This window comes from Rheinheimera sp. 1928-s, assembly GCF_029269265.1.
Lineage (GTDB): Bacteria > Pseudomonadota > Gammaproteobacteria > Enterobacterales > Alteromonadaceae > Pararheinheimera.
The window spans coordinates 201,255-222,869 of record NZ_JARIXP010000006.1; the positions used below are offsets into that span (position 1 = coordinate 201,255).

The window sequence follows — 21,615 nt, forward strand, 5'->3', positions numbered from 1 at the left end:
CCCAAAGTACAAATGACCCAAAGGAAAATGGATATGAATTGGTTAAAATGGCTGCTGGTTGCTGTTGTTGGTCTTATTGCAGTAACGGTATTTTATCTGCTGGTTCTGTTTGATTTAAATGATTTTAAAGCAGAAATTACGCAAAAGGTTGAACAACAAACCGGACGACAACTGCAAATCGCAGGAGACATTGGCTGGACTGTCTACCCAAGTCTTGGCGTGTCGCTCTCTGACGTCACCTTATCCAATCCTGAAGGTTTTGTGCCGGAGCAAATGCTGGAAGTGTCAAAACTGGTGGCTGCAGTGGCGTTGATGCCATTGTTGAATAAAGATCTGCAAATTCAGCAACTGCATTTGGACGGTGTAACAGTTAATCTGGTCACTGCTAAAAATGGCAGAACCAGTATGGATGGCCTAACTTCAGACAAAGCAGTGGCTTCTGCTCCGGCTGAAACTGCAACACCTGTAACTGCAGCGGGCTCGCAGCAACTGCAACTGGAAGATGTGTCCATTCGCAATCTGCAATTAAATATGATCACTGAAGGCAGCCCGACTCAAAGCTTAGCGCTGAAATCATTAAATTTAACTGATTTTAAAGCCAATGAATGGGCACCACTGGATTTTGAGCTGGTGGTGAAATCTGATCCAACCCAATTGGAAGTCAAAGGTTCAGCGCAGTTGCAACTGAGTAACAACAATCAGTTACTGCAGCTGAAAGACTTTGTGCTCGATACTGATTTTCAGGGCTTGCCACTGAAGCAGTTAGTGTTAGAGACTGAATTAAAATTAGCGCTGGATAAAAAACAACTGGATTGGCAATGGCAGAAACTTGAGTTGGATGACATCAAAGGTTCAGGCCAACTGGCAGTGAATTACGCCAAACAAGCCGTGATTAAACTGGACTTGAAGTTGGATGAGGTGGATACAGCTGCTTATACGGCGGAAAACACCTCAACAACAGAAGCCGAAGTAGTAGCCGGCTCTGAACCTGATTTAACAGCTTTGCGCCAGTTTGATCTGGATTTAAAGCTGGCAGTTAAGACTCTGAAAGTGAGCGGTCTTCATACGGAAAATCTGCAACTGTCGTTGACCAACAAAGCAGGTTTGGTTCAAATTCAAAATGCCAGCGCAGATTTATACGACGGTAAAGTGGTGGCCAAGGCCACACTGGATGCTCGCAAAACGCCTGTCAGCTATAGCTTCAATAAACAGCTGTCCGGCTTGGCGCTGCGACCTATGCTGATAGATGGCGCTGATATTGATTTATTAAGTGGCACAGCGAAACTCAGTATTGAGGGCAAAGGTCAGAGTTTATTGCCAGAGCAACTGAAGAAAAACCTGCTGGCCAATGGCAGTTTTGAAATCACAGATGGTTCTTTGTATGGCGTCAATATTGCGCAAATGATTCGTAACGCTAAAGCCACATTAAAAAATGAAGCGCAAAGTACGGACAATACAGAACAGAAGACTGACTTCTCCAGCTTAACTGGCAGTTTTAACCTGACGGACGGGGTACTGACCAATCCGGATTTAAAAATGGCGGCACCATTATTACGTCTCAGTGGTAAAGGATCAGCCAATCTGCTGACAGAAGCTTTGGATTATCAATTAAGTACGGCGCTGGTGAATACCTCTAAAGGTCAGGGTGGTAAAGAAAAAGACGATCTGGCTGGTGTTGAAATACCACTGAAAATCAGCGGCACTATGCAAGAGCCGAAGTATTCACTGGATACCAAAGCCTTGTTTGAAACTCAACTGAAAGACAAAGTCGAAACACAAAAAGACAAACTTAAAAACAAGCTGCTGGAAAAACTTGGCGGACTTTAATTTATTTTAAGTGGATCAGACACAAAAGCAGGGGCATAGCAGCCTCTGCTTTTTTATGCTGTTGTTATTGCATGGAATGCACTGCGACTTTATTGCCTTCCGTATCAATAAAACTGCCGATAAAACCATGTTCACCTATCGGCGTTTTTTCCATCACCAGACTACCTCCGGCTGCAACCACTTTAGCCAGTGGCTGATTAACATCATCGGCCACAAAATACACTAAAGTACCGGTGGTTGAGGGCTGACAATCAGGATCTTTGACTAAAGCTCCGGCACAACCTGGCGCGGCATGGTCATAGCTAAACATCGCCATCAGGCTGGGGCCCATCTCCATCATTTCAAATTCAGCACCTAAAACAGCGGCGTAAAAGGCACAGGCACGGTGCATATCCAGCACCGGAATTTCAAACCAACCCACAGGATTTATTGCAGACATAAGCTTTCCTTGTTGTGAAACACGAATTAAATGCAAAAAGTGTAGCGCAAGCACGGAGAAATGATTGTGATTAAAAAGGGTAAATAAGTTCAGAAACAAAAAACGGAGCCAAAAGCTCCGTTTTTTACTTAGAAATCATCGTCAGAAGGCAGACGTATCCTGGAATAAACCTACTTTCAGCTCTTTGGCCGTATAGATCTCACGACCGTCGACACTGACAGAACCTTCAGCTATGCCCATAAATAATTTGCGTTTGATCACGCGGGTCATATCGATACGGTAGGTCACTTTTTTCGCCGTAGGCAGAATTTGACCGGTAAACTTTACTTCACCCACACCTAAAGCACGACCTTTACCCGGGCCACCAGCCCAACCCAAGAAGAAACCGACCAGCTGCCACATGGCGTCTAAGCCTAAGCAACCTGGCATCACCGGGTCCCCTTTAAAGTGGCAATCAAAAAACCACAGTTCTGGATTGATATCGAATTCAGCGATAATTTCCCCTTTGCCGTATTTGCCACCTTCTTCCGAAATGTGTACGACACGGTCAATCATCAGCATATTGTCTACCGGCAACTGGCTGTTGCCTTCGCCAAATAATTCCCCACGGCCACAGGCCACTAAATCTTGTTTTGTAAAGCTATTCTTAGTCATGTATGTTAGATCCATCATCAAGGCTGGGCCACTTTAGCGAACACTTGTAAGCTAAACAAGTCCGATTAGTCAAGCTGACCTTCCGAAATCAAATTAACAGCATAAGATAGAAGCATTATGACGGAACAGGAAAAAAAACGAATTTCTAATGCTGAAAAACAACAGCGTTACAGAGAGCGGCAAAAAGGCTCTGGCAAAAAAGAGTTGCGCGGTTATTTAACCCCAGAAGCCTTAGCTTGTTATCAGGAGATTCAGCAAAAAACCGAATGGAACGATAGTGTGCTGCTTAGCAATGCAATTCGGTTAATGTATGCGGCTCACAAGCTTGGACAAATAGGTTTACTGAATAGCTGGCTGACTGAACATAAAAAATAAGGCCAGCTTAACGGGCGCAGCGTATTGCTTTATAATGCAGCCACTTTTTGCTGTTACAGCGCCATCCGGAAGTATTTTATGATTTTATTTGTCCGCGACTTAACCGTCATCGATTTTTCGTACCTTTGCCAGCAGCGTGGTTTGTTGGGCGAAAGTTATATTGTTGATGTGGAGTTGCATGGGGACTTGGATCAAACCTCAATGGTGTTTGATTTTGGTCTGGTAAAAAAAGTCATTAAAAAAGCCATCGACCAGTTGGTGGACCATAAGCTGGCTATTCCTGCCTTGAGTGCTGCTACACAACTGATGAAAGGCGAAGTGGAGCAGGTGTTGTTTCACAGCGCCAAAGGGCTGCTGCAAGTGGCATCGCCTGCTGAAGCTTTTGCGGTTATTCAGGCTGAAAAAATTGATATGGCTTCAGTCACCGAATTTTTAACCGAACAGATTAAACCTCTGCTGCCAGATAATGTCGCCAAACTGGTGTTACAGCTTCGCACTGAACAGGTCAGCGGCTTTTCTTACCATTACACCCATGGTTTGAAAAAACATGATGGCAACTGCCAACGTATTGCTCATGGCCATCGTTCTACTATTCAGATTTTTGACAACGGCATGCTGTCGCCTAAGTTAGGCAAATACTGGAGTGAGCGCTGGGAAGATATTTATCTGGCGACTGCTGAAGATCAGATTGCAGCATCAGCCTTGCGTTACTTAAAAGCCGAAGCAGGGGCCCTTAATTTTGCATATAGTTCAGCTCAGGGCTATTTTGAAATTTCATTACCAGCCAGCACCTGCGAAGTGGTGCCTTGCGATACCACAGTAGAATGTTTGGCTGAGTATATCGCCACTACAGTGAAAGAATTACATCAGCTTCATACTGTCAAAGTGGTTGCTTTTGAAGGTGTAGGTAAAGGCGCCATCGCTTTTGCTTAAAAGGCCCGGGTCAGAGTTTGMGTTCTGACCCGAATTTTACTTCACCAAATCAGACAATGGAATTTGAGTTTTCGCCAGAACTCGTTGATACAACCAGGCAAAACTTGCTGCATTGTCGCGTGGAAACTCCAGCTGCACCGGGGCTTGAGGTTGCTGATTCGTTGCCACCACAAAACTAAAGCTGTAAAAAGGCGCCATGCCCATCCGCAGATCCGTCAGCAGCAGTTGATCCTCTTTTTGTTCCAGTTGATAAAAACCATGACTAAACCAGGCTAATCGTGCCACAGCAGAGTTATCTTTCCATTGTGCTGTCAAAGCAGCGTCTCTGGGGAAACTTCGCCATTGCATCTGTGTTGGGCCATCAAGCAAAGAGTAATACCCCTCAAGGTACTGATCCTCGTTCACCACCACAGCGCGCCACAATAAGGTATTAAAGGGAGTTGCAGTCACCAGCAGTTGGTCTGCTTGTTGGCCTGAATCAGCGAGTTGTTGTTTCACTTCTGCATAAGCCAGTTGCTGCGCTACTACACCAAACAGCAAATAGGCGCTGCTCAAGGCCAGACCGGCAGTATTCCAAAAGGTTTTGGACCAAAACGCCAGCAGAAGACCCAGCAGCAAGGGCAGAGTATAAAGCGGGTCTATGATAAAAATACTGCCCACTCCAAAAGGATAATCGCTAAAAGGCAGCGCAAGCTGGGTGCCATAAATAGTCATAGTGTCCAGTAGCGCATGGGTCAGCAACACCAGTACTACCGCAAGCACACTCTGTTTGAACAGTTGGGGGCGACCTGATAACTTGACTAACAGCCAGGCAAAAAGCGGCGAGACCAAACTTAAGTAAAACAAGGAATGGCTTTCAGTGCGGTGCATGGTCATGTCGCTGATCGGATCGCCATGCGAGATCAACACATCCAAATCGGGCAGGGTGCCAAACACTGCTCCAGCAGCAGCTGCTTGCCAGAGTTTTATTTGTTTATTACGGAGTGGTTTATTAAAAACCGTCACACTGACGGCTGCACCCAGTGCTATTTGTGACAAAGAGTCCATATTATTCCTGTGTTTTCCCAAGCCATGCTGTGGCCTTATCCTGATCAACAAGCTCTAGATAAGTCAAAGTGGCAGGTGCAAGTTCGACTGGCATCGACAATTGCACCAGGCGTTGTTTACGAAATACATGCAAGGTGAGTACGCTGCCAATCTGACTTTGGTTGAGCTGACGCCAGAAGTTTTGTTCTGTTGCTTTTACTGCATTGATGGCAATAAGCTGATCCTGTGCCATCACGCCTGCTTTGTAGGCGACAGAACCTACAGGCACATTGGTGATCTTTAAGCCATCAGTTGAAACGCTAAACGCCGCGCCAAAAGAGCGTACCGGATAAGCCGGCGCTTTGCTGCCGGATAAGTCTTTATTGTGATCCTGTTGGCGCAGAGCGGTATTTAAACCAAGATGAGGCAAAAGTTCGGCCAAAGGCAAAGCAGATTTGCCGTTCACCCAGCGGTATAATTCAAGCGCTATGTCTTTGCCTGCATAGTCTGAGCAGAGCTGGATAAATTGTTGTTCAGAGCTACCTGAGGCTGGCTCGCCATAGGTTTTCCAGGCCAACTGCATTAAGCTATCCAGCGTGAAACCTTTGCTGCGTAACAGGGCATCCAGACACAAGGCAATCAGGCTACCTTTGGTGTAATAGCTGACCACGGCATTCACCGCATTTTCGTCTTGCTTATAGTACTTAGTCCAGGCATTAAAGCTGCTGTCGGCCACAGATTGCACTTGCTCTGACGGGCTCAATTGCACCCTGTTGATGGTTTTTTCCAGTGCAGCAAAATACTGTTCCTGCGTCAATAAACCACAACGAACCAAAGCCAAATCATCGTAATAGGAGGTAAAGCCCTCGTATAACCAAAGCTGGCTGGTGTATTGTTCTGTGCTCAGCCGATAAGGCAAAAACTGGGCTGGTTTAGCGCGTTTTACCCACCAGGTATGGAAGTACTCGTGGCTGCAAAGACCAAGCAAATTTTGATAATCGGCTGTGCTTTCGTCAGGGCGTTGTGCATTCGGAAGATCCTGATGAGTCAGCAACAATAAAGTGGAATTATGGTGCTCCAGGCCGCCATAACCTGAATCTGTCACCCAACATAAAAACCAGTACTGCTTTAAATCGGTCGGCAAACTACCAAACACTTGTTGCTGTTGCAGGCATATGCGTTGCAGTTCTGTTTTAAAACGCTCAAGGTCCACCTGCTCATGACCAGCGAGCACCAGATAATGTGGTATTCCGCAGACATCAAATTCGGCGATATCCAGTTTACCCAGCATTAAAGGGGTATCTATAAGTTGCTGATAGTTATCTGCCTGATACAACCCACACTGCAGTGGCGGGGTGGTACTGGATCTGGTTAAACCTGTCGCTACCTGCCAGTCTAAAAATTCCGGGGCAAGCACATTTAAAGTGACTGGGACTGCTTCCATGCCTTTGACTTCAAGACAGAGGGCGGCAGGATTCAGAATAGCCAGTTGATCGTCCAGATAACAACCCCGCACCGACAGATCAAAAGCATAGACTTTATAACGCACGGTCAGCTGTTGCTGATTGTGGCTCAACTGCCAGCTTTGTTTATCCAGCTGGATCAGAGACAAATTCCCCGCATCATCAAAAGCTTCAACAGAGTGCAGATGTTTGGCAAAATCCCTTACCATATAGCTGCCTGGGATCCAACTGGGCAGGCTTAAGGTGAGCGCCTCTTTATTCTGCGGTGTAAAATGCAGTTCAACTGCAACCAGATGTGCGGTAATGTCAGCAATGCTAAGCTGGTAAGCCAATAGCGTCATACCCTATACTCCCAAACGTTATCTGCGCATTATTTTATAAGGATCTTCTGATGGCTCAAGAAACTATTTTCAGCAAAATCATTCGCCGCGAAATTCCGGCCGACATTTTATACCAGGACGAATTAGTCACCGCTTTTCGTGATATCAATCCACGTGCACCCACTCATATCCTGATTGTACCTAATGTATTAATTCCTACAGTAAACGATGTAGAGCCACAACACGAGCTGGCGTTAGGCCGATTATTTACTGTGGCTCGTAAGCTGGCTGCCGAAGCAGGCATTGCCGAAGACGGTTACCGTTTGATTATGAACTGCAATCAGCATGGTGGTCAGGAAGTCTATCATATTCATATGCATCTGGTCGGTGGCAAAGCTTTAGGGGCTATGGTGGCGCGTTAATCAGTTTTTGCCTGATAATCATCGGCAATTGGGTTGCAATTGCCGGGGAAACTTTTAAAATTCGCGCCTTATTTCTGCCGGAGAGCCTTATGACTGACGAAGCTATACTTGCCAAACGTATTGAATACGCTGTGACCCGAGTCACAAAAACGGTATTTCCTGGCCGTACTAACCATCACAATACTTTGTTTGGTGGTGAAGCTTTAGCCTGGATGGATGAAGCTGCATTTATCGCTGCAACCCGTTTTTGCCGTAAACCTTTGGTGACTGTTTGTTCGGACAGAGTAGATTTTAAAGAGTCTATTCCTGCGGGTTCTATTATTGAGCTGGTCGCACGTATTGAACATGTAGGCCGCACCAGTATTAAAGTGAATGTCGACATTTTTGTTGAAACTATGTTTGACGACGATCAGCATAAAGCCATTTCAGGTAACTTTACTTTTGTGGCTTTAGGCCCGGATCGCAAGCCAGTCCCTGTGTTAGGTTAATTTGCCAAGTTGCTGGCTCAGCAGTAGAGTAGGGTTATCCTGTACTGACTCTGAGCCAGATAAAACATGAAAACTGTCCACCAATGGTTTGCCGAATACGGCGTCAGCCATCAGAATCCAACCAACAAACTGATCCACTGGTTTGTAGTGCCAATCATTTATTTCACTGTGTTTGGTCTGCTGTGGCAAATTCCTATGCCTTTTACTTTGTTTGCGAAACAGCAAATAACCTGGCCCTTATTACTCGCTATGCCAGTGCTTGGTTTTTATTTCAGTTTGTCTTTTGCCATAGGTGTGGCAATGACTTTGTTTACTGCGGTGGTGGTGATGCTTATTCGTGCTTATGAGCAACACTTCAGTCTGGATATCTGGTTGGTCTCGTTGCTGTTATTTATTGTGATGTGGGTGTTTCAGTTTATTGGTCATAAAATTGAAGGTAAAAAGCCGTCGTTTTTTCAAGATCTGCAGTTTTTACTCATTGGACCGGCCTGGCTGATGGGTTTTATCCTGCAAAAATTGAAGATCCATTACTAACTGATCCTACCTGTCTTGCGACTAATGGAGAGCTAACCAAGTCTAATCCCCAAACCAAAGCTCTCCAAGCTCCTGTTGCTGAGATACAATAGAGCTAAGCTTTTATTTAGTTGTATCTATTTTGCAAAAATTTTTTGAAGACCGTCATCGTTTGTTTTGGTTGTTGCACACTCTGGGTTGGGTGGGCTTTGCCTTAATCAGCTATTTAGGGTCCTTGTTTCAGGAAATGCGCAGTGCCTACTGGATAGTAGTGACGCTGGACGCTTATGCTGGCTGGCTGCTGACTATTCCGCTGCGTTACGCTTTTCAGCGGGTATGGCACTGGGAACCCTGGAAAATGCTGCTTAGCGTACTGGCGGTCGCCATATTAATTGCGGCTATCTGGACTGTATTTCGTAACTTTAATTATTGGGAAATCTACCGCCACGGCTTTAAACCGGATAGCTGGACTCAGTATTTCCGCCAAACCACAGTCGGCTTTTATGTCCTTCTGAGTTGGAGTGGTTTGTATTTTGGTATTAAATACTACCAAACACTACAACAGGAAAAGCAAAAGTCGTTAACCGCCAGCAATAAAGCGCACGAAGCTCAGCTGAAAATGCTTCGTTATCAGCTCAATCCGCACTTTTTGTTTAATACCTTAAATGCAATATCGACTTTGGTCTTATTAAAAGAATCTGATACAGCGAATAAGATGTTGGTTCGGCTCAGCGATTTCTTGCGCTATTCACTCTATAAAGATCCAATTAAAAAAGTGCCGCTGCAACAGGAGTTGTATGCAGCCAATCTGTATCTGGAAATAGAAAAAGTTAGGTTTTCAGAACGTCTGACTATTATTTATGACATTGATGAAGCGGCTGATCAGGCTTTAGTCCCCAGTTTGATTTTGCAGCCCTTGGTTGAAAACGCTATTAAATACGCGGTAGCGAGCCAAACCAGTGGCGGCAAAATTATGATTACAGCACAGAAATTTGGTCATGATTTACTGATGGAAGTGGCAGACGACGGGCCTGGAATGGTGATTTCCGATGGTCTGCCAAAAGGGGAATCCGGCGGAGTGGGTTTAGTTAATACCAAAGAGCGATTAGCGGCTTTGTACGATCGCAATTTTTCTTTGGTCTTAACACACAACCACCCACGGGGTTTGAAAGTAAATATCAGAATACCATTTGAAACAGAGAGTACAGATGAAACAAATGCTTAAGGTCATAGTGGTCGACGATGAACCGTTAGCCCGCCGTGGTATGTTGGTGCGTTTAGCTGACTTTCCCGAACTGGATATTGTGGCTGAATGCAGCAACGGTGAAGAAGCTGTGGCCGCTATCTGTGAACATCAGCCAGATGCGGTGTTTTTAGACGTAGAAATGCCGGGCTTGGATGGTTTTGGCGTGTTAAAGCAATTGCAGCAACTGCAGATAGAGTTGCCATATGTGGTCTTTGTCACGGCCTACGATCACTATGCATTAAATGCTTTTGAAGTGCAGGCGCTGGATTATGTACTCAAACCTGTGGAAAAAGAGCGTTTAGCTGCGGCTGTGAGTAAACTGACCAAAAACTTTGAAGCCAAAGATAACCAGCGCCATAAAGGCCAGTTGGCCGCTGTGGTGGCTCAGTTAACGGGCGAAAAAACCGATCAGATTTTGCAACGACTGGATCAGTCTCAGCCTGTGATGAATGAACGTTTTCCTGAAGCTATTAGTATCAAAGACAGTGGCGAAATTACCCGGGTGCCAGTCAGCGCCATCGATTGGGTGGATGCTGCCGGTGATTATATGTGTATTCATACCCGAGACGGTCAAACCCATATTTTGCGTCGCACTATGAAAGAGCTGGAGCWAGAGCTGGATCCGAAGCTATTCGTCCGGGTGCACCGTAGCGCCATCGTTAATGTAAACACCATAGCCAAGCTACAAATGCTGGCGAACGGTGAACATCAATTGATGCTAACCAACGGCCAGGCCGTGAAAGTCAGCCGAAGCTACAAAGACCGCGTCAAAATGGTGTTTAACTCTTAAGTTGTTTTGCATAAAAAAACCTCCTTCCGGAGGTTTTTTTTCGGGCATTCAATCAGTACTGCGCAACCTGTTGTTGCCAACGTAATAAATAACTGTCGACTTGTTTTTTCTTATCCCCTGTTAATACCAAAGGATATAAACCCGCCTTACCGTTGATTTCTCCGGCCATCATTAAATGCGCGCCTTGGACTAACTGTTCCACCGCATAAGCACCTAATTTAGTCGCCAAAATTCGATCCGCTCCTACAGGACGGCCGCCACGCTGGATATGCCCCAGAATAGAAGCCCTGCATTCAATACCGCGACTTTCAAGATCGACAGCTAAAGTGCCAGCTCCACCCGGATACATAGTTTCGGAAATCACAATGATATAACTGCAATTACCTCTGTGCTTGCGGGCTTCTTCGACATGTTGTGCGATTTTGTCCAGATCCAGTTCAGCGGCCAGTTCAGGGCAGATAATTTGCTCAGCACCTGCGGCTATACCAGCAGAGACTGCTAAATAGCCGGTGTGGCGTCCCATCACTTCCACTAAAAAAATTCGTTCAAAGGCATCTGCTGTATCACGGATTTTATCTATCGCATCCAAAGCTGTATCCAAAGCTGTGGCAAAACCAATACTGAAATCCGAGCCATCCACATCATTGTCTATAGTGCCTGGAATACCTATCAGCTTACCCTGGTAATAAGGGGCAAGCTCCAGAGTGCCACGAAAGCTGCCATCGCCGCCTATCACCAACAAGGCGTCCAGTTCGAGATCATGCAGATTTTCTGCTGCCTGTTTCAGGCCACCCTCAGTAAGCATCGCAGGGCATCGCGCACTTTTTAAGAGGGTGCCACCATCCTGAATAATGCCGCTAACATGGTAAGGCGACAACGTCTGATACTGTTGGTCTATTACGCCGTTAAAACCTCGCTGAAAGCCAATCACCTCCAACTCATTAGCATGAGCTGTCAGCACCACAGCGCGTAAACAGGCATTCATGCCCGGAGCATCACCACCGGAAGTTAAGACACCAATGCGTTTCATCTTGTTATCCCTGAACCTTTGAATGAACTTATCCTAACGTATAAACAGAGCCGCGTATTGATCTGCTGCAAGAACAGCACATTCTGACGTATTTTCTCCGGTGCAGGTCGAAGTGCACAGACAAGACGAAAGCTTCTGGAGGATAATACGGCGCAGAAAAAAGGAGAGGGTATGCATCAGTCGTCTGGCCGTGTGGGTCTGGGTTTTAGTCTGGCGTTATTAACAGCTGTGCTGTGGGGGCTGTTGCCTATAGCGCTGAAATGGTTATTAAGTTCGATGTCAGCGGCCACCATCACCTGGATCCGGTTCTTGGTGGCGGCTCTGTTGGTGGGGGTTGTGCTTTATTCTCGCCGGCAACTGCCATCGCTTCGTGGTTTATCAAAGAAAGTTAAAGTACTGCTGTTGATCACAGCCGCAGGGTTATTACTGAATTACATTTTGTATTTGAATGGTTTGTTTTTGCTGACAGCAGAAACGGCTCAGGTGGTGATCCAACTGGCGCCATTTTTGATGATGTTAGGCGCAGTCTATTTATTTAAAGAGCGTTTATTGCTGTGGCAAAAAATCGGTGCTTGGTTGCTGGTATTTGGCTTGTTGCTGTTTTTTAACGACAGGCTGGCTTTATTGCTCACCCAGTTTGGTTCTGAAGGTGTTGGTGTGCTGTTAGTGATAGTGGCAGCTATAGCCTGGGCTTGTTATGCGTTGGCACAAAAACAATTGTTGATGAGTTTTAACTCCCAGCAAATTATGTGGCTGATTTATATGGCCGGTGCTTTGTGTTTTATGCCTGCTGCTGATCTCGCGCCTGTGGTTGAGTTATCCACCTGGCAGTGGGCCATAGTGGTATTTTGTTGTCTGAATACTATTGTGGCTTATGGTGCTTTTGCTGAAGCTTTGCAGCATTGGCAAGCCGCCAATGTCAGCGCTGTGCTGGCTATTACGCCTTTATTGACTATAGGCTTTGCCCAGTTACTGGCTTATTTTTATCCGCAGTTTCCCAGCGAATCGCTGAATATCTGGGCTTGGATTGGCGCTTTATTGGTGGTGGTGGGCTCAATGCTGACGGCTTTAGCGCCTATGCTGAGGCAAAGAATAAATTAAAAAGACACAAACAAAAAAGGCGCCACTCACTTGATAAGTAGGCGCCTTTTACATTCAAGCAATCACTTAACTAATTTGCACAATCTTACAAGTGTTCGATGCGCCAACAGTTTCCATCATATCGCCGTAGGTCAAAATCACTAAATCGCCGCTTTTTAAGTGAGCGATTTCTTGTACAGCTTCAATAGCAGCAGCTGATACTTTCTGTTGCCCCAGGTTTTGAGTGCTGTCAAAAAATACCGGATACACACCACGGTACAGCGCCATTTTATTTAAGGTCTTCTGGTGGCGTGATAAGGCATAAATGGGCTGAGACGAGGTAATACGGGACATCAGTTTGGCAGTGTAGCCCGACTCAGTTAACGAAATAATGGCTTTAATACCAGTTAAATGGTTCGCAGCATACATAGCGGATAAAGCTATAGTTTCACTGATTTCTGTAAAAGCTACATCCATACGGTGCTTGGAGATTTGCACTCGTGGGTGTTTCTCGGCGCCATCACAAACACGAGCCATGGCTTTGACGGTTTCAGTTGGGTATCTGCCTGCAGCTGTTTCACCGGATAACATCACCGCATCTGTACCATCGAGCACAGCGTTGGCCACGTCCATCACTTCAGCGCGGGTTGGCATTGGGCTTTCAATCATCGACTCCATCATCTGAGTCGCAGTGATCACCACACGGTTTAACTGACGTGAGCGGGCGATAATACGTTTTTGCTGGCCTACTAATTCAGCATCACCAATTTCGACACCTAAATCACCACGGGCCACCATCACAGCATCAGAAGCGCGGATAATATCATCCAGAGTTTCGTCATCCGCCACAGCTTCAGCACGTTCTACTTTAGAGACGATTAAAGCTTCAGAACCTGCAATACGGGCCAGTTCACGGGCAACACGTAAATCATCACCACAACGTGGGAAAGACACGGCCAGATAATCCACATCTATATAAGCAGCTAAGGAGATATCAGTTTTGTCTTTTTCAGTCAGGGCAGGAGCTGACAAGCCACCACCTAAACGGTTAATACCTTTGTTGTTGCTGAGTTTACCAGCCACAGAGACTTTGGTATGAATACGTTGACCCACCACATGCTCAACAATCATCTGGATGCGGCCATCATCTAATAACAGCACATCACCTGGCTGCACGTCAGCAGGCAATTCTTTATAGTCGATACCCACCTGAGTTTCGTCGCCTTCGCCTTTTGGCAAATCAGCGTCTAATACAAAGTGTTGGTCTTCTTCTAAAATAACAGAGCCATTTTTAAAGGTAGAGACGCGGATTTTAGGGCCTTGTAAGTCGCCCAGAATAGCGACATGAGCGCCGGTTTTGGCTGCTGCAGCACGCACCATTTCAGCACGTTGTTTATGATCTTCGGCATTGCCGTGGGAAAAGTTAAACCGAAACACTGTGGCACCGGCCAGGATCAGTTTTTCAATAGCGGCTTGCGAATTCGTTGCTGGTCCAAGGGTGGCGACTATTTTAGTTCTTCTGGGCATCAAGAGCTCCTGAAAGCTTATCTATGGATGGGTCAATCTAAGTGTAATGTAATTTTATTACAGAATATAGCCGCAGTTTGAATAAAACTTACAGCTTTTGCTTGTTGTCCGACCTGTTCGGCCGAAAAACAACTAAAAAAAGAGGGGATCCTTACAGGAATCCCCTCACTATTACAGATGTTGCTAGATATACAGCCATCAGTTTTGAAAGTCTTTCTTATCAAAACGTGAACCACGCAGGCTGTCTTTGACCTTTTTCAGGTTTTCACGGAATTTGGTGCCGCGACGCAAGGTAAAGCCAGTCGCCAGAATATCAATCAGTACCAGCTGTGCTACACGGGACGCCATCGGCATATACATATCTGTATCTTCAGGCACATCCAGTGATAACACCAGGGTACATTCTTTCGCTAGAGGGCTGTCGTACGCAGTAATACCAATGACTGTTGCATCGTTTTCACGGGCAATAGCGGCGATATCACACAAATTTTTCGTGCGGCCAGTGTGGCTTATACAAACCACTACATCGCCTTCTGCGCTATTAATAGCACTCATACGCTGCATCACAATATCGTCAAAACAGACGACAGGGACGTTAAAACGGAAGAACTTGTTTTGGGCATCATGAGCCACAGAAGCGGAGGCACCTAAGCCAAAAAAGGAAATCTTTTTCGCTTGAGTTAGTACATCCACAGCGCGATTAATAGTAAGAATATCAACGTTTTGGCGTGCCGCATCTAACGCGGCCATAGTAGATTCGAAAATCTTCGCTGTATAAGCCTCAGGGCCGTCATCTTCTTCCACATGGCGGTTTACATAAGGTGTACCGTTGGCCAGACTCTGCGCCAAATGCAGTTTAAAATCCGGAAAACCTTTGGTGTCCAGACGGCGACAAAACCTGTTAACTGTAGGTTCACTGACATCTGCCATTTTGGCGAGAGCCGCTATACTACTGTGAATAGTGGTTTGCGGATTGGCCAGGATCACGTCGGCGACTTTGCGCTCTGATTTACTGAAGCTGTTGACGCTATTAATTATTTTTTCCAACACATTCATCGGATTTTCCTGACTGAAAAACACTGAACAACACAGTGCAAAATGTTGTAACTCGCTTTGTTATACAACCTGTTGCCACTGCAAAATAGTGATAAAGTTACGACAAAGCAGCTGATTCATTGCTTAGGCTGCCTTATTATATGAGAATAGTCAAAACTTTAGCGCCTCTGTAATTTAATTACAACTTATCTGGTTTACATCTGGCTTTTGCTCGGCTAGTATGCGGCTAAGTGTTGTAAAATTACATCTAATCAAGGGTCATTCATGACAACAACAGCACCACTAAACAAAGCCTGTGATCTGATTCTCTTTGGTACCAAGGGCGACCTTGCTCGCCGCAAACTATTGCCAGCCTTATATCAATTGGAAAAATCCGGTCTGTTACATGCCGACAGCAAAGTCATAGGCGTTGCCCGTGACGAACTGAGTCAGGATGGCTATAAAGAGCTGGTTGAAACCAACTTACAAAAATTCATTAAAGAGCCGCTGGATGCTGAAGTATTAGCGCGCTTAAAAGCCAAACTGCAGTATGTGCAGGTGGATTTAACCAAAGAAGACGATTACAAAGCGTTAAAACAGGTCACTGATCCGAAAAAACGTATTCCGGTCAGCTACTTTGCTACTGCACCTTCTTTATTTGGCAATATCTGTAAAGGCTTGTCTATCGCGGGTTTGTCAGCAGATCCGGCCCGAGTGGTGCTGGAAAAGCCTATTGGTCACGATTTAGCATCGTCTAAAGTGATCAACGATGAAGTAGCCAAATACTTTGGCGAGTGCCAAATTTATCGTATCGACCATTACCTAGGTAAAGAAACAGTACTGAACCTGTTGGCGTTGCGTTTTGCCAACTCCATTTTTGCAGCCAATTGGGACCACAATGCCATTGACCATGTGCAAATTACTGTGGCCGAAGAAGTTGGGGTAGAAGGGCGTTGGGGTTATTACGACGACGCAGGTCAGATGCGTGACATGGTGCAAAACCACTTATTACAAGTCTTGTCGCTGATTGCGATGGAGCCACCAGCTCGTCTGGATGCAGACAGCATTCGGGATGAAAAGTTAAAAGTACTCAAAGCACTGCGTCCTATTAATGTATCGAACGTGCAGGAAAAAACTGTGCGTGGTCAATACGCGGGCGGTTATGTCGCTGGTACTCCGGTGCCTGGTTATTTGGATGAAGAAGATGCACGTCCAAACAGCAAAACCGAAACTTTTGTCGCTATTAAAGTCGATATCGACAACTGGCGCTGGGCTGGCGTGCCGTTCTATTTAAGAACGGGCAAACGTATGCCGAAAAAAATGAGCGAATTAGTCATTTGCTTTAAGCCGCAGCCGCACAATATTTTTTTCGAAACCTATAAACAGTTACCAGCCAATAAGCTAATTATCCGGTTGCAGCCAGACGAAGGCGTAGAAATTCAGATCATGAACAAAATTCCTGGTCTGGGTGAAACCATGCAACTGCAACAAACCAAGCTGGACTTAAGTTTCGACGAAACCTTTAAATCGCAGCGCATTGCTGATGCCTATGAGCGTTTATTACTGGAAGCCATGTTAGGCAACCAGTATCTGTTCGTGCGCCGTGATGAAGTGGAACAAGCCTGGAAATGGGTTGACGGTATTCTGGATGCGTGGAAAGTCACGAACGAGCCACCAAAACCTTATCAGGCAGGTACCTGGGGGCCTGTATCCGCCATTTCGTTATTGGCGCGTGAAGACAGAAACTGGGACGAATAACAATGCAGCTTCATACTTTTGATTCAAGTGCCGCGTTAAACCAGCAATTTGCCAGTGAGATCAGCAGCCGTTTGGCTGCTGCTATCGCAGAAAAGGGCCTGGCTACTTTAGTGGTGTCTGGTGGTAAAACCCCTCTGCCTTTATTTAAAACGCTGTCAGAAACTGACTTAGATTGGTCACGCGTGACTATCACTTTGGCGGACGACCGCTGGTTGCCAGAGACTCATGCCGACAGCAACGAAGGCTTGGTCAAAGCCAATTTGTTGCAAGGCAAAGCAGCTACAGCACGTTTTATCAGCTTATTTGACAGTGCATCACCAGACGATGCCTATCAAGGCGCTGCGACAGTAGCGGCTCGTGTCGCTGAACTGCCCTTATTTGATGTCCTTATTTTAGGCATGGGCGAAGATGGCCATACCGCCTCTTTATTTCCATGCAGTAAAGAAATTCAGGCCGGTTTAGCTGCTGATGCACCAGTAGCTCTGGCGGTGACTCCGGCTACTGCGCCTTATCAGCGTTTGAGTTTAAGCAAAACACGCTTACTCAATAGCGCTGTGATTTATTTACATTTGGTTGGCCCCAAGAAGCTAACCGTTCTGGAACAGGCCATGGCAGGTCAGGACCCTTTGCAAATGCCTGTGCGGGCTTTTTTGCAACAGCAGCAGGTCCCTGTGCATGTAATGTTCACAGCTAACTAATCGACAAGACGAGGTTAACATGAATCCGGTTATACAACAGGTCACAGACAGAATAGCGGCACGCAGTGAAAAAAGCCGTGCGCTTTATCTGCAGCGGATGGAACAGGCCCGTGCCAAGGGGCCGCACCGCGGAGCTTTGGCCTGTGGCAATCTGGCTCATGGTTTTGCAGCTTGTTCCACTCAGGAAAAAACTGATTTACGCAGCTTAACGAAAGCGAACATTGGTATTATTTCCTCATACAACGATATGCTTTCGGCGCATCAACCTTATGAAGCTTATCCGGCAATTATTAAAGCTGCTGTAGCTGAAGTGGGCAGTGTGGCTCAGTTTGCTGGTGGTGTGCCTGCCATGTGTGATGGTGTGACTCAAGGTCAGCCAGGCATGGAATTGAGTTTATTAAGCCGTGACATTATTGCGATGTCTGCAGCTGTTGGCCTGTCGCACAATATGTTCGACGGCGGCATGATGCTGGGGATTTGTGACAAAATAGTACCGGGTTTATTAATGGCCGCTTTGAGTTTTGGTCATCTGCCTTTTGTGTTTGTACCAGCTGGCCCTATGCCATCAGGTATTCCAAACAAAGAAAAAGCCCGTGTACGCCAGCTGTATGCTGAAGGCAAAGTAGGTAATGAAGAGTTATTAGATTCAGAATCTGCTTCTTACCACAGCGCCGGCACTTGTACTTTCTATGGTACTGCTAACTCGAATCAGTTAGTGGTTGAAGTCATGGGCCTGCATTTACCAGGTTCTTCTTTTGTCAATCCAGGCACGCCATTACGTGATGAATTAACCAAAGCAGCTGCTCGTCAGGTGACTCGTTTAACTGACTTAGGCACCGACTATTTGCCAATTTCTCATATCGTTGATGTGAAGGCTGTAGTGAACGGTATTGTGGGTTTACTGGCCACCGGTGGTTCTACTAACCACACTATGCATTTAATAGCTGTAGCACGTTCTGCCGGTTTTATTGTGAACTGGGATGACTTTGCAGAGCTGTCACATGCAACGCCACTTATTACCCGAATTTACCCGAACGGCCAGGCCGATATCAACCACTTCCAGCAAGCTGGTGGTATGGCGTATTTAATCCGTACTTTATTAGACAACGGCTTGCTGCATGAAGATGTAAATACTGTGGCAGGTCCTGGTTTACGCCGTTACACCCAAACTCCTGTATTGCAGGATGGCAAGCTGCTGTGGGTTGATGGCCCGACAGAATCCTCTGATTTAACAGTACTGGCAGATGCCGCTAAACCATTTAAAGACCATGGTGGTTTGCAAGTGTTATCCGGCAACGTTGGCCGTGGTGTGATTAAAACCTCAGCACTTCGTGAAGGCACAGAAATAGTACAGGCTCCTGCTGTTGTATTCTCCAGCCAGCACGAATTAGATGCGGCTTTTAAAGCCGGTGATTTAAATAAAGATTGTGTAGTGGTTGTGCGTTTCCAGGGCCCGCGTGCCTGTGGTATGCCAGAGCTGCATAAACTGACGCCACCACTGGGTGTATTACAAGACCGTGGTTTCCATGTGGCTTTAGTCACAGATGGTCGTATGTCTGGTGCTTCAGGTAAGGTGCCTGCAGCTATCCACGTCACCCCAGAAGCGGTTGACGGTGGTGTGATCGCTAAAATCCAGACCGGCGATATGATGCTGGTAGATGGTATCAACGGTGTATTAAAAGTATTGGTTTCGGATGAAGAGCTGGCAAAACGTGAAGCTGCAACCCGTGATATGACCGACAGTCACTGGGGTATGGGCCGCGAGATGTTTGGCGGTATGCGTATGGTGATCACTGGTGCAGAACAAGGTGCCTGCAGTCTGTTTAACACAGAGGATCAATACCATGGCTGATATCCAATTCGCTATTGTTGCCGATATCGGTGGCACCAATGCGCGTTTTAGCCGCGTTGATTTAGACAGCCTGCATTTAGATAAAGTGGCTGTGTACCCTTGCGCCGATTTTGATACTTTGGCCGACGCTTTACAGTTTTACCGCACCGAGCAAGGTTTAACAGAAATCCGTCATGTGGCTTTAGCCATTGCCTGTCCTGTGACTGGTGATTTTGTAAAAATGACCAACTTCCGCTGGCAGTTTTCTGTAAGCCAAATGAAAGCCGATTTAGATTTAGCAGAGTTTATCGTGCTGAACGACTTTACCGCAGTAGCCATGAGCTTACCTGCGCTAAAACAAACCGAGCTGGTACAAATTGGTGAAGGCCATGCCGATCAATTTAAACCTATGGCGGTGTTAGGCGCTGGTACTGGTTTAGGCGTAGCGCATTTAATTCCGACCGCTTTAGGTTATCTGCCATTACCAGGCGAGGGCGGTCATGTCGACTTTACCGCTCAAACAGAACAGGAATGGTTTATTCAACGTTTTCTGGCGAATAAATACGGCCATGTCAGCCCTGAGCGTTTGTTATCAGGCCCTGGCTTGGAAGATTTGTATCTGGCCATTGCTGCGTTTAACAACAAAGTGGTTGAGCCATTAAATGCAGCTCAGATTGCCGGCAAAGCTTTAGATGGCAGTTGTGCCTTGTGCAAAGCCGTTATTGAGCAGTTTTTTGCCAGTTTAGGCGGTTTAGCCGGCGATTTAGCGCTGACGTTAAGCACTTTTGGCGGCGTTTTTGTCGCTGGTGGTATTACGCCAAAATTACTGTCGCTGATCAATCAAAGCGAATTCAGAACCCGATTTGAAGCAAAAGGCAGGTTTCAAGATTTCAACCGCCGTATTGCAACTTTTGTCGTCACTGCAGAGCAACCAGGTTTAACCGGCTGTGCAGTCTACTTAAAACAACATATGGCGAGTTAACACTATGGCATTTGAAAATTGGCAACTACAACCTGACGTTTTGTTCGCACAAGGCCCTGTGGTGCCCGTCATTGTGATCAAAGATTTAGCAGACGCTGTTCCTATGGCAAAAGCCTTAGTAGCAGGCGGCATTAAAGTACTGGAAGTGACCTTACGTACTCCTGTGGCTTTAGATGCAATTCGTTTATTGGCCACTGAAGTGCCTGACGCCATAGTAGGTGCTGGTACTGTCACTACAGCCAAACAGCTGGAAGAAGTAATAGCAGCAGGCGCACGTTTTGCGATTAGCCCAGGTTCAACCCGTGAACTGCTGCAAGCAGGCAAAGACAGCGCTATTCCGCTGATCCCAGGTATCGCCAGTATTTCCGAACTGATGGAAGGCACAGCGGTAGGTTACACCCACTTTAAGTTTTTCCCTGCAGAAGCAGCGGGTGGCGTAAAAACCTTAAAGTCGATTCACGGTCCATTCTCTGATATACGTTTTTGCCCAACAGGCGGCATTAACGAGAAAAACTTCAAAGAATACCTCGCTTTACCCAACGTACGTTGCGTAGGCGGCAGCTGGATAGTGCCAGACGATGCCATTAAAAACAAAGAATGGCATAAAATCACAGAGCTGTGTTTAGCCGCTGTGGAAGAAGCGAAGACAGTGCAGAAGTAATGCTTTTGTGTTGTTCAGTGTGATGTGAAGAACCCGGCTTTGGTCGGGTTTTTTTATGGGTTGGGATTACAGCGGTACCACTGTTAAAAAATACAGCAGTGTATCTTGAGTAAAACTATGAACAACTAGCGTACAGCTTGTACAGATTTTGTCGGCCAAGATTTTAGTGATTTCAGAAAAAAATGTTGAAATAGAGATACATCAGCGTTAATTTGGTATGAGTAGAAATCAGGAAAGAAGGCAGAAAAATGTTCGACTTGCGGGCAGAAACCCTTCTATTAAATTGTTGAACTAAGCCGCTGCGCGGAGCCTGATTTCACAGACTGAGTCTGAACTTCCACACTTACTCCGGGACTGTTCCCATGACAACCGGAGAATCATCATGACACCCTTACGCCAAGCCATGATCGACCAGTGTCGGCTGCGTGGTTTATCACCACGTACTGAAGAAACCTATCTTTATGCCGTAGAACAAATCAGCCGCTATTACCAACAGCGACCGGATTATCTGACGGAA

Annotated in this window: 21 protein-coding genes; 14 read left to right on the forward strand and 7 right to left on the reverse strand. The window is 46.2% G+C overall.

Features of this window, described 5'->3' with window-relative positions; genetic code table 11:
• The first annotated feature begins 33 nt into the window (after positions 1 to 33).
• The gene (locus P3C17_RS16645) at positions 34 to 1,827 is read left to right on the forward strand and encodes an AsmA family protein (RefSeq protein WP_300930484.1); all 1,794 of its coding nucleotides are present in this window, start codon (positions 34 to 36) and stop codon (positions 1,825 to 1,827) included.
• Between the two features lie 64 nt (positions 1,828 to 1,891).
• Here P3C17_RS16645 and P3C17_RS16650 read toward each other — a convergent pair whose 3' ends face one another.
• Positions 1,892 to 2,266: a VOC family protein gene (locus P3C17_RS16650; protein ID WP_300930485.1), complete on the reverse strand. Its 375-nt coding sequence runs from the start codon at positions 2,264 to 2,266 to the stop codon at positions 1,892 to 1,894.
• 141 nt (positions 2,267 to 2,407) lie between these two features.
• Positions 2,408 to 2,920, reverse strand: a complete 513-nt coding sequence (gene fabA, locus P3C17_RS16655; RefSeq protein ID WP_008897443.1) for a 3-hydroxyacyl-[acyl-carrier-protein] dehydratase FabA — start codon at positions 2,918 to 2,920, stop codon at positions 2,408 to 2,410.
• Between the two features lie 117 nt (positions 2,921 to 3,037).
• Here fabA and P3C17_RS16660 point away from each other — a divergent pair, with 117 nt between their 5' ends.
• Positions 3,038 to 3,295: a hypothetical protein gene (locus tag P3C17_RS16660; protein WP_300930486.1), complete on the forward strand. Its 258-nt coding sequence runs from the start codon at positions 3,038 to 3,040 to the stop codon at positions 3,293 to 3,295.
• A gap of 78 nt (positions 3,296 to 3,373) precedes the next feature.
• Positions 3,374 to 4,228, forward strand: a complete 855-nt coding sequence (locus P3C17_RS16665) for a 6-carboxytetrahydropterin synthase (RefSeq protein WP_300930487.1) — start codon at positions 3,374 to 3,376, stop codon at positions 4,226 to 4,228.
• A 36-nt stretch (positions 4,229 to 4,264) separates the two neighbouring features.
• On the opposite strand, the gene P3C17_RS16670 is transcribed toward P3C17_RS16665, so the two are convergent.
• Positions 4,265 to 5,275 carry a metal-dependent hydrolase gene (locus P3C17_RS16670; protein WP_300930488.1) on the reverse strand — a complete coding sequence of 337 codons (1,011 nt, stop codon included), beginning with the start codon at positions 5,273 to 5,275 and terminating at the stop codon, positions 4,265 to 4,267.
• A 1-nt stretch (position 5,276) separates the two neighbouring features.
• Entirely contained in the window at positions 5,277 to 7,058 is a 1,782-nt protein-coding gene (locus P3C17_RS16675) for a PDZ domain-containing protein (RefSeq protein WP_300930489.1), read from the reverse strand.
• A 50-nt stretch (positions 7,059 to 7,108) separates the two neighbouring features.
• On the opposite strand from P3C17_RS16675, the gene hinT reads away from it, so the two are divergent.
• From hinT to P3C17_RS16700, 5 genes are all read left to right on the forward strand, one after another.
• Positions 7,109 to 7,459, forward strand: a complete 351-nt coding sequence (hinT, locus tag P3C17_RS16680) for a purine nucleoside phosphoramidase (protein ID WP_233080887.1) — start codon at positions 7,109 to 7,111, stop codon at positions 7,457 to 7,459.
• 89 nt (positions 7,460 to 7,548) lie between these two features.
• Positions 7,549 to 7,947, forward strand: coding sequence for an acyl-CoA thioesterase (locus P3C17_RS16685; RefSeq protein ID WP_233080886.1), 399 nt, complete (start codon positions 7,549 to 7,551; stop codon positions 7,945 to 7,947).
• A gap of 66 nt (positions 7,948 to 8,013) precedes the next feature.
• Entirely contained in the window at positions 8,014 to 8,481 is a 468-nt protein-coding gene (locus P3C17_RS16690; protein ID WP_300930490.1) for an Mpo1-like protein, read from the forward strand.
• Between the two features lie 121 nt (positions 8,482 to 8,602).
• A complete protein-coding gene (locus P3C17_RS16695; protein ID WP_300930491.1) occupies positions 8,603 to 9,685 on the forward strand; it encodes a histidine kinase in 1,083 nt (360 codons plus the stop codon).
• Positions 9,669 to 10,496: a LytTR family DNA-binding domain-containing protein gene (locus tag P3C17_RS16700; RefSeq protein WP_300930492.1), complete on the forward strand. Its 828-nt coding sequence runs from the start codon at positions 9,669 to 9,671 to the stop codon at positions 10,494 to 10,496. The genes P3C17_RS16695 and P3C17_RS16700 overlap by 17 nt, the downstream gene beginning before the upstream one ends.
• A 52-nt stretch (positions 10,497 to 10,548) precedes the next feature.
• Here P3C17_RS16700 and P3C17_RS16705 read toward each other — a convergent pair whose 3' ends face one another.
• On the reverse strand, positions 10,549 to 11,526 hold the full coding sequence (locus P3C17_RS16705) for an ATP-dependent 6-phosphofructokinase (RefSeq protein WP_300930493.1): 978 nt from the start codon (positions 11,524 to 11,526) through the stop codon (positions 10,549 to 10,551).
• Between the two features lie 171 nt (positions 11,527 to 11,697).
• Between P3C17_RS16705 and P3C17_RS16710 the strand changes: the two genes are divergently transcribed.
• On the forward strand, positions 11,698 to 12,627 hold the full coding sequence (locus P3C17_RS16710) for a DMT family transporter (RefSeq protein ID WP_300930494.1): 930 nt from the start codon (positions 11,698 to 11,700) through the stop codon (positions 12,625 to 12,627).
• Positions 12,628 to 12,693: 66 nt separating this feature from the next.
• Here P3C17_RS16710 and pyk read toward each other — a convergent pair whose 3' ends face one another.
• Together pyk and P3C17_RS16720 are read right to left on the reverse strand one after the other, a co-directional pair.
• Positions 12,694 to 14,133, reverse strand: a complete 1,440-nt coding sequence (gene pyk / locus P3C17_RS16715; RefSeq protein ID WP_300930495.1) for a pyruvate kinase — start codon at positions 14,131 to 14,133, stop codon at positions 12,694 to 12,696.
• Between the two features lie 198 nt (positions 14,134 to 14,331).
• On the reverse strand, positions 14,332 to 15,189 hold the full coding sequence (locus tag P3C17_RS16720; protein WP_008900048.1) for a MurR/RpiR family transcriptional regulator: 858 nt from the start codon (positions 15,187 to 15,189) through the stop codon (positions 14,332 to 14,334).
• Positions 15,190 to 15,453: 264 nt separating this feature from the next.
• On the opposite strand from P3C17_RS16720, the gene zwf reads away from it, so the two are divergent.
• The 5 genes from zwf to P3C17_RS16745 are packed head-to-tail and all read left to right on the forward strand — an operon-like array spanning position 15,454 to position 21,098.
• On the forward strand, positions 15,454 to 16,926 hold the full coding sequence (gene zwf, locus P3C17_RS16725; protein WP_300930496.1) for a glucose-6-phosphate dehydrogenase: 1,473 nt from the start codon (positions 15,454 to 15,456) through the stop codon (positions 16,924 to 16,926).
• Positions 16,927 to 16,928: 2 nt separating this feature from the next.
• Positions 16,929 to 17,624 carry a 6-phosphogluconolactonase gene (gene pgl, locus P3C17_RS16730; RefSeq protein ID WP_300930497.1) on the forward strand — a complete coding sequence of 232 codons (696 nt, stop codon included), beginning with the start codon at positions 16,929 to 16,931 and terminating at the stop codon, positions 17,622 to 17,624.
• Between the two features lie 19 nt (positions 17,625 to 17,643).
• Positions 17,644 to 19,476, forward strand: a complete 1,833-nt coding sequence (gene edd, locus P3C17_RS16735; protein ID WP_300930498.1) for a phosphogluconate dehydratase — start codon at positions 17,644 to 17,646, stop codon at positions 19,474 to 19,476.
• Positions 19,469 to 20,437 carry a glucokinase gene (gene glk, locus P3C17_RS16740; protein WP_300930499.1) on the forward strand — a complete coding sequence of 323 codons (969 nt, stop codon included), beginning with the start codon at positions 19,469 to 19,471 and terminating at the stop codon, positions 20,435 to 20,437. Before edd ends, glk begins: the two co-directional genes overlap by 8 nt.
• 4 nt (positions 20,438 to 20,441) lie before the next feature.
• On the forward strand, positions 20,442 to 21,098 hold the full coding sequence (locus P3C17_RS16745; RefSeq protein WP_233080875.1) for a bifunctional 4-hydroxy-2-oxoglutarate aldolase/2-dehydro-3-deoxy-phosphogluconate aldolase: 657 nt from the start codon (positions 20,442 to 20,444) through the stop codon (positions 21,096 to 21,098).
• The last annotated feature ends 517 nt before the right edge of the window (positions 21,099 to 21,615 follow it).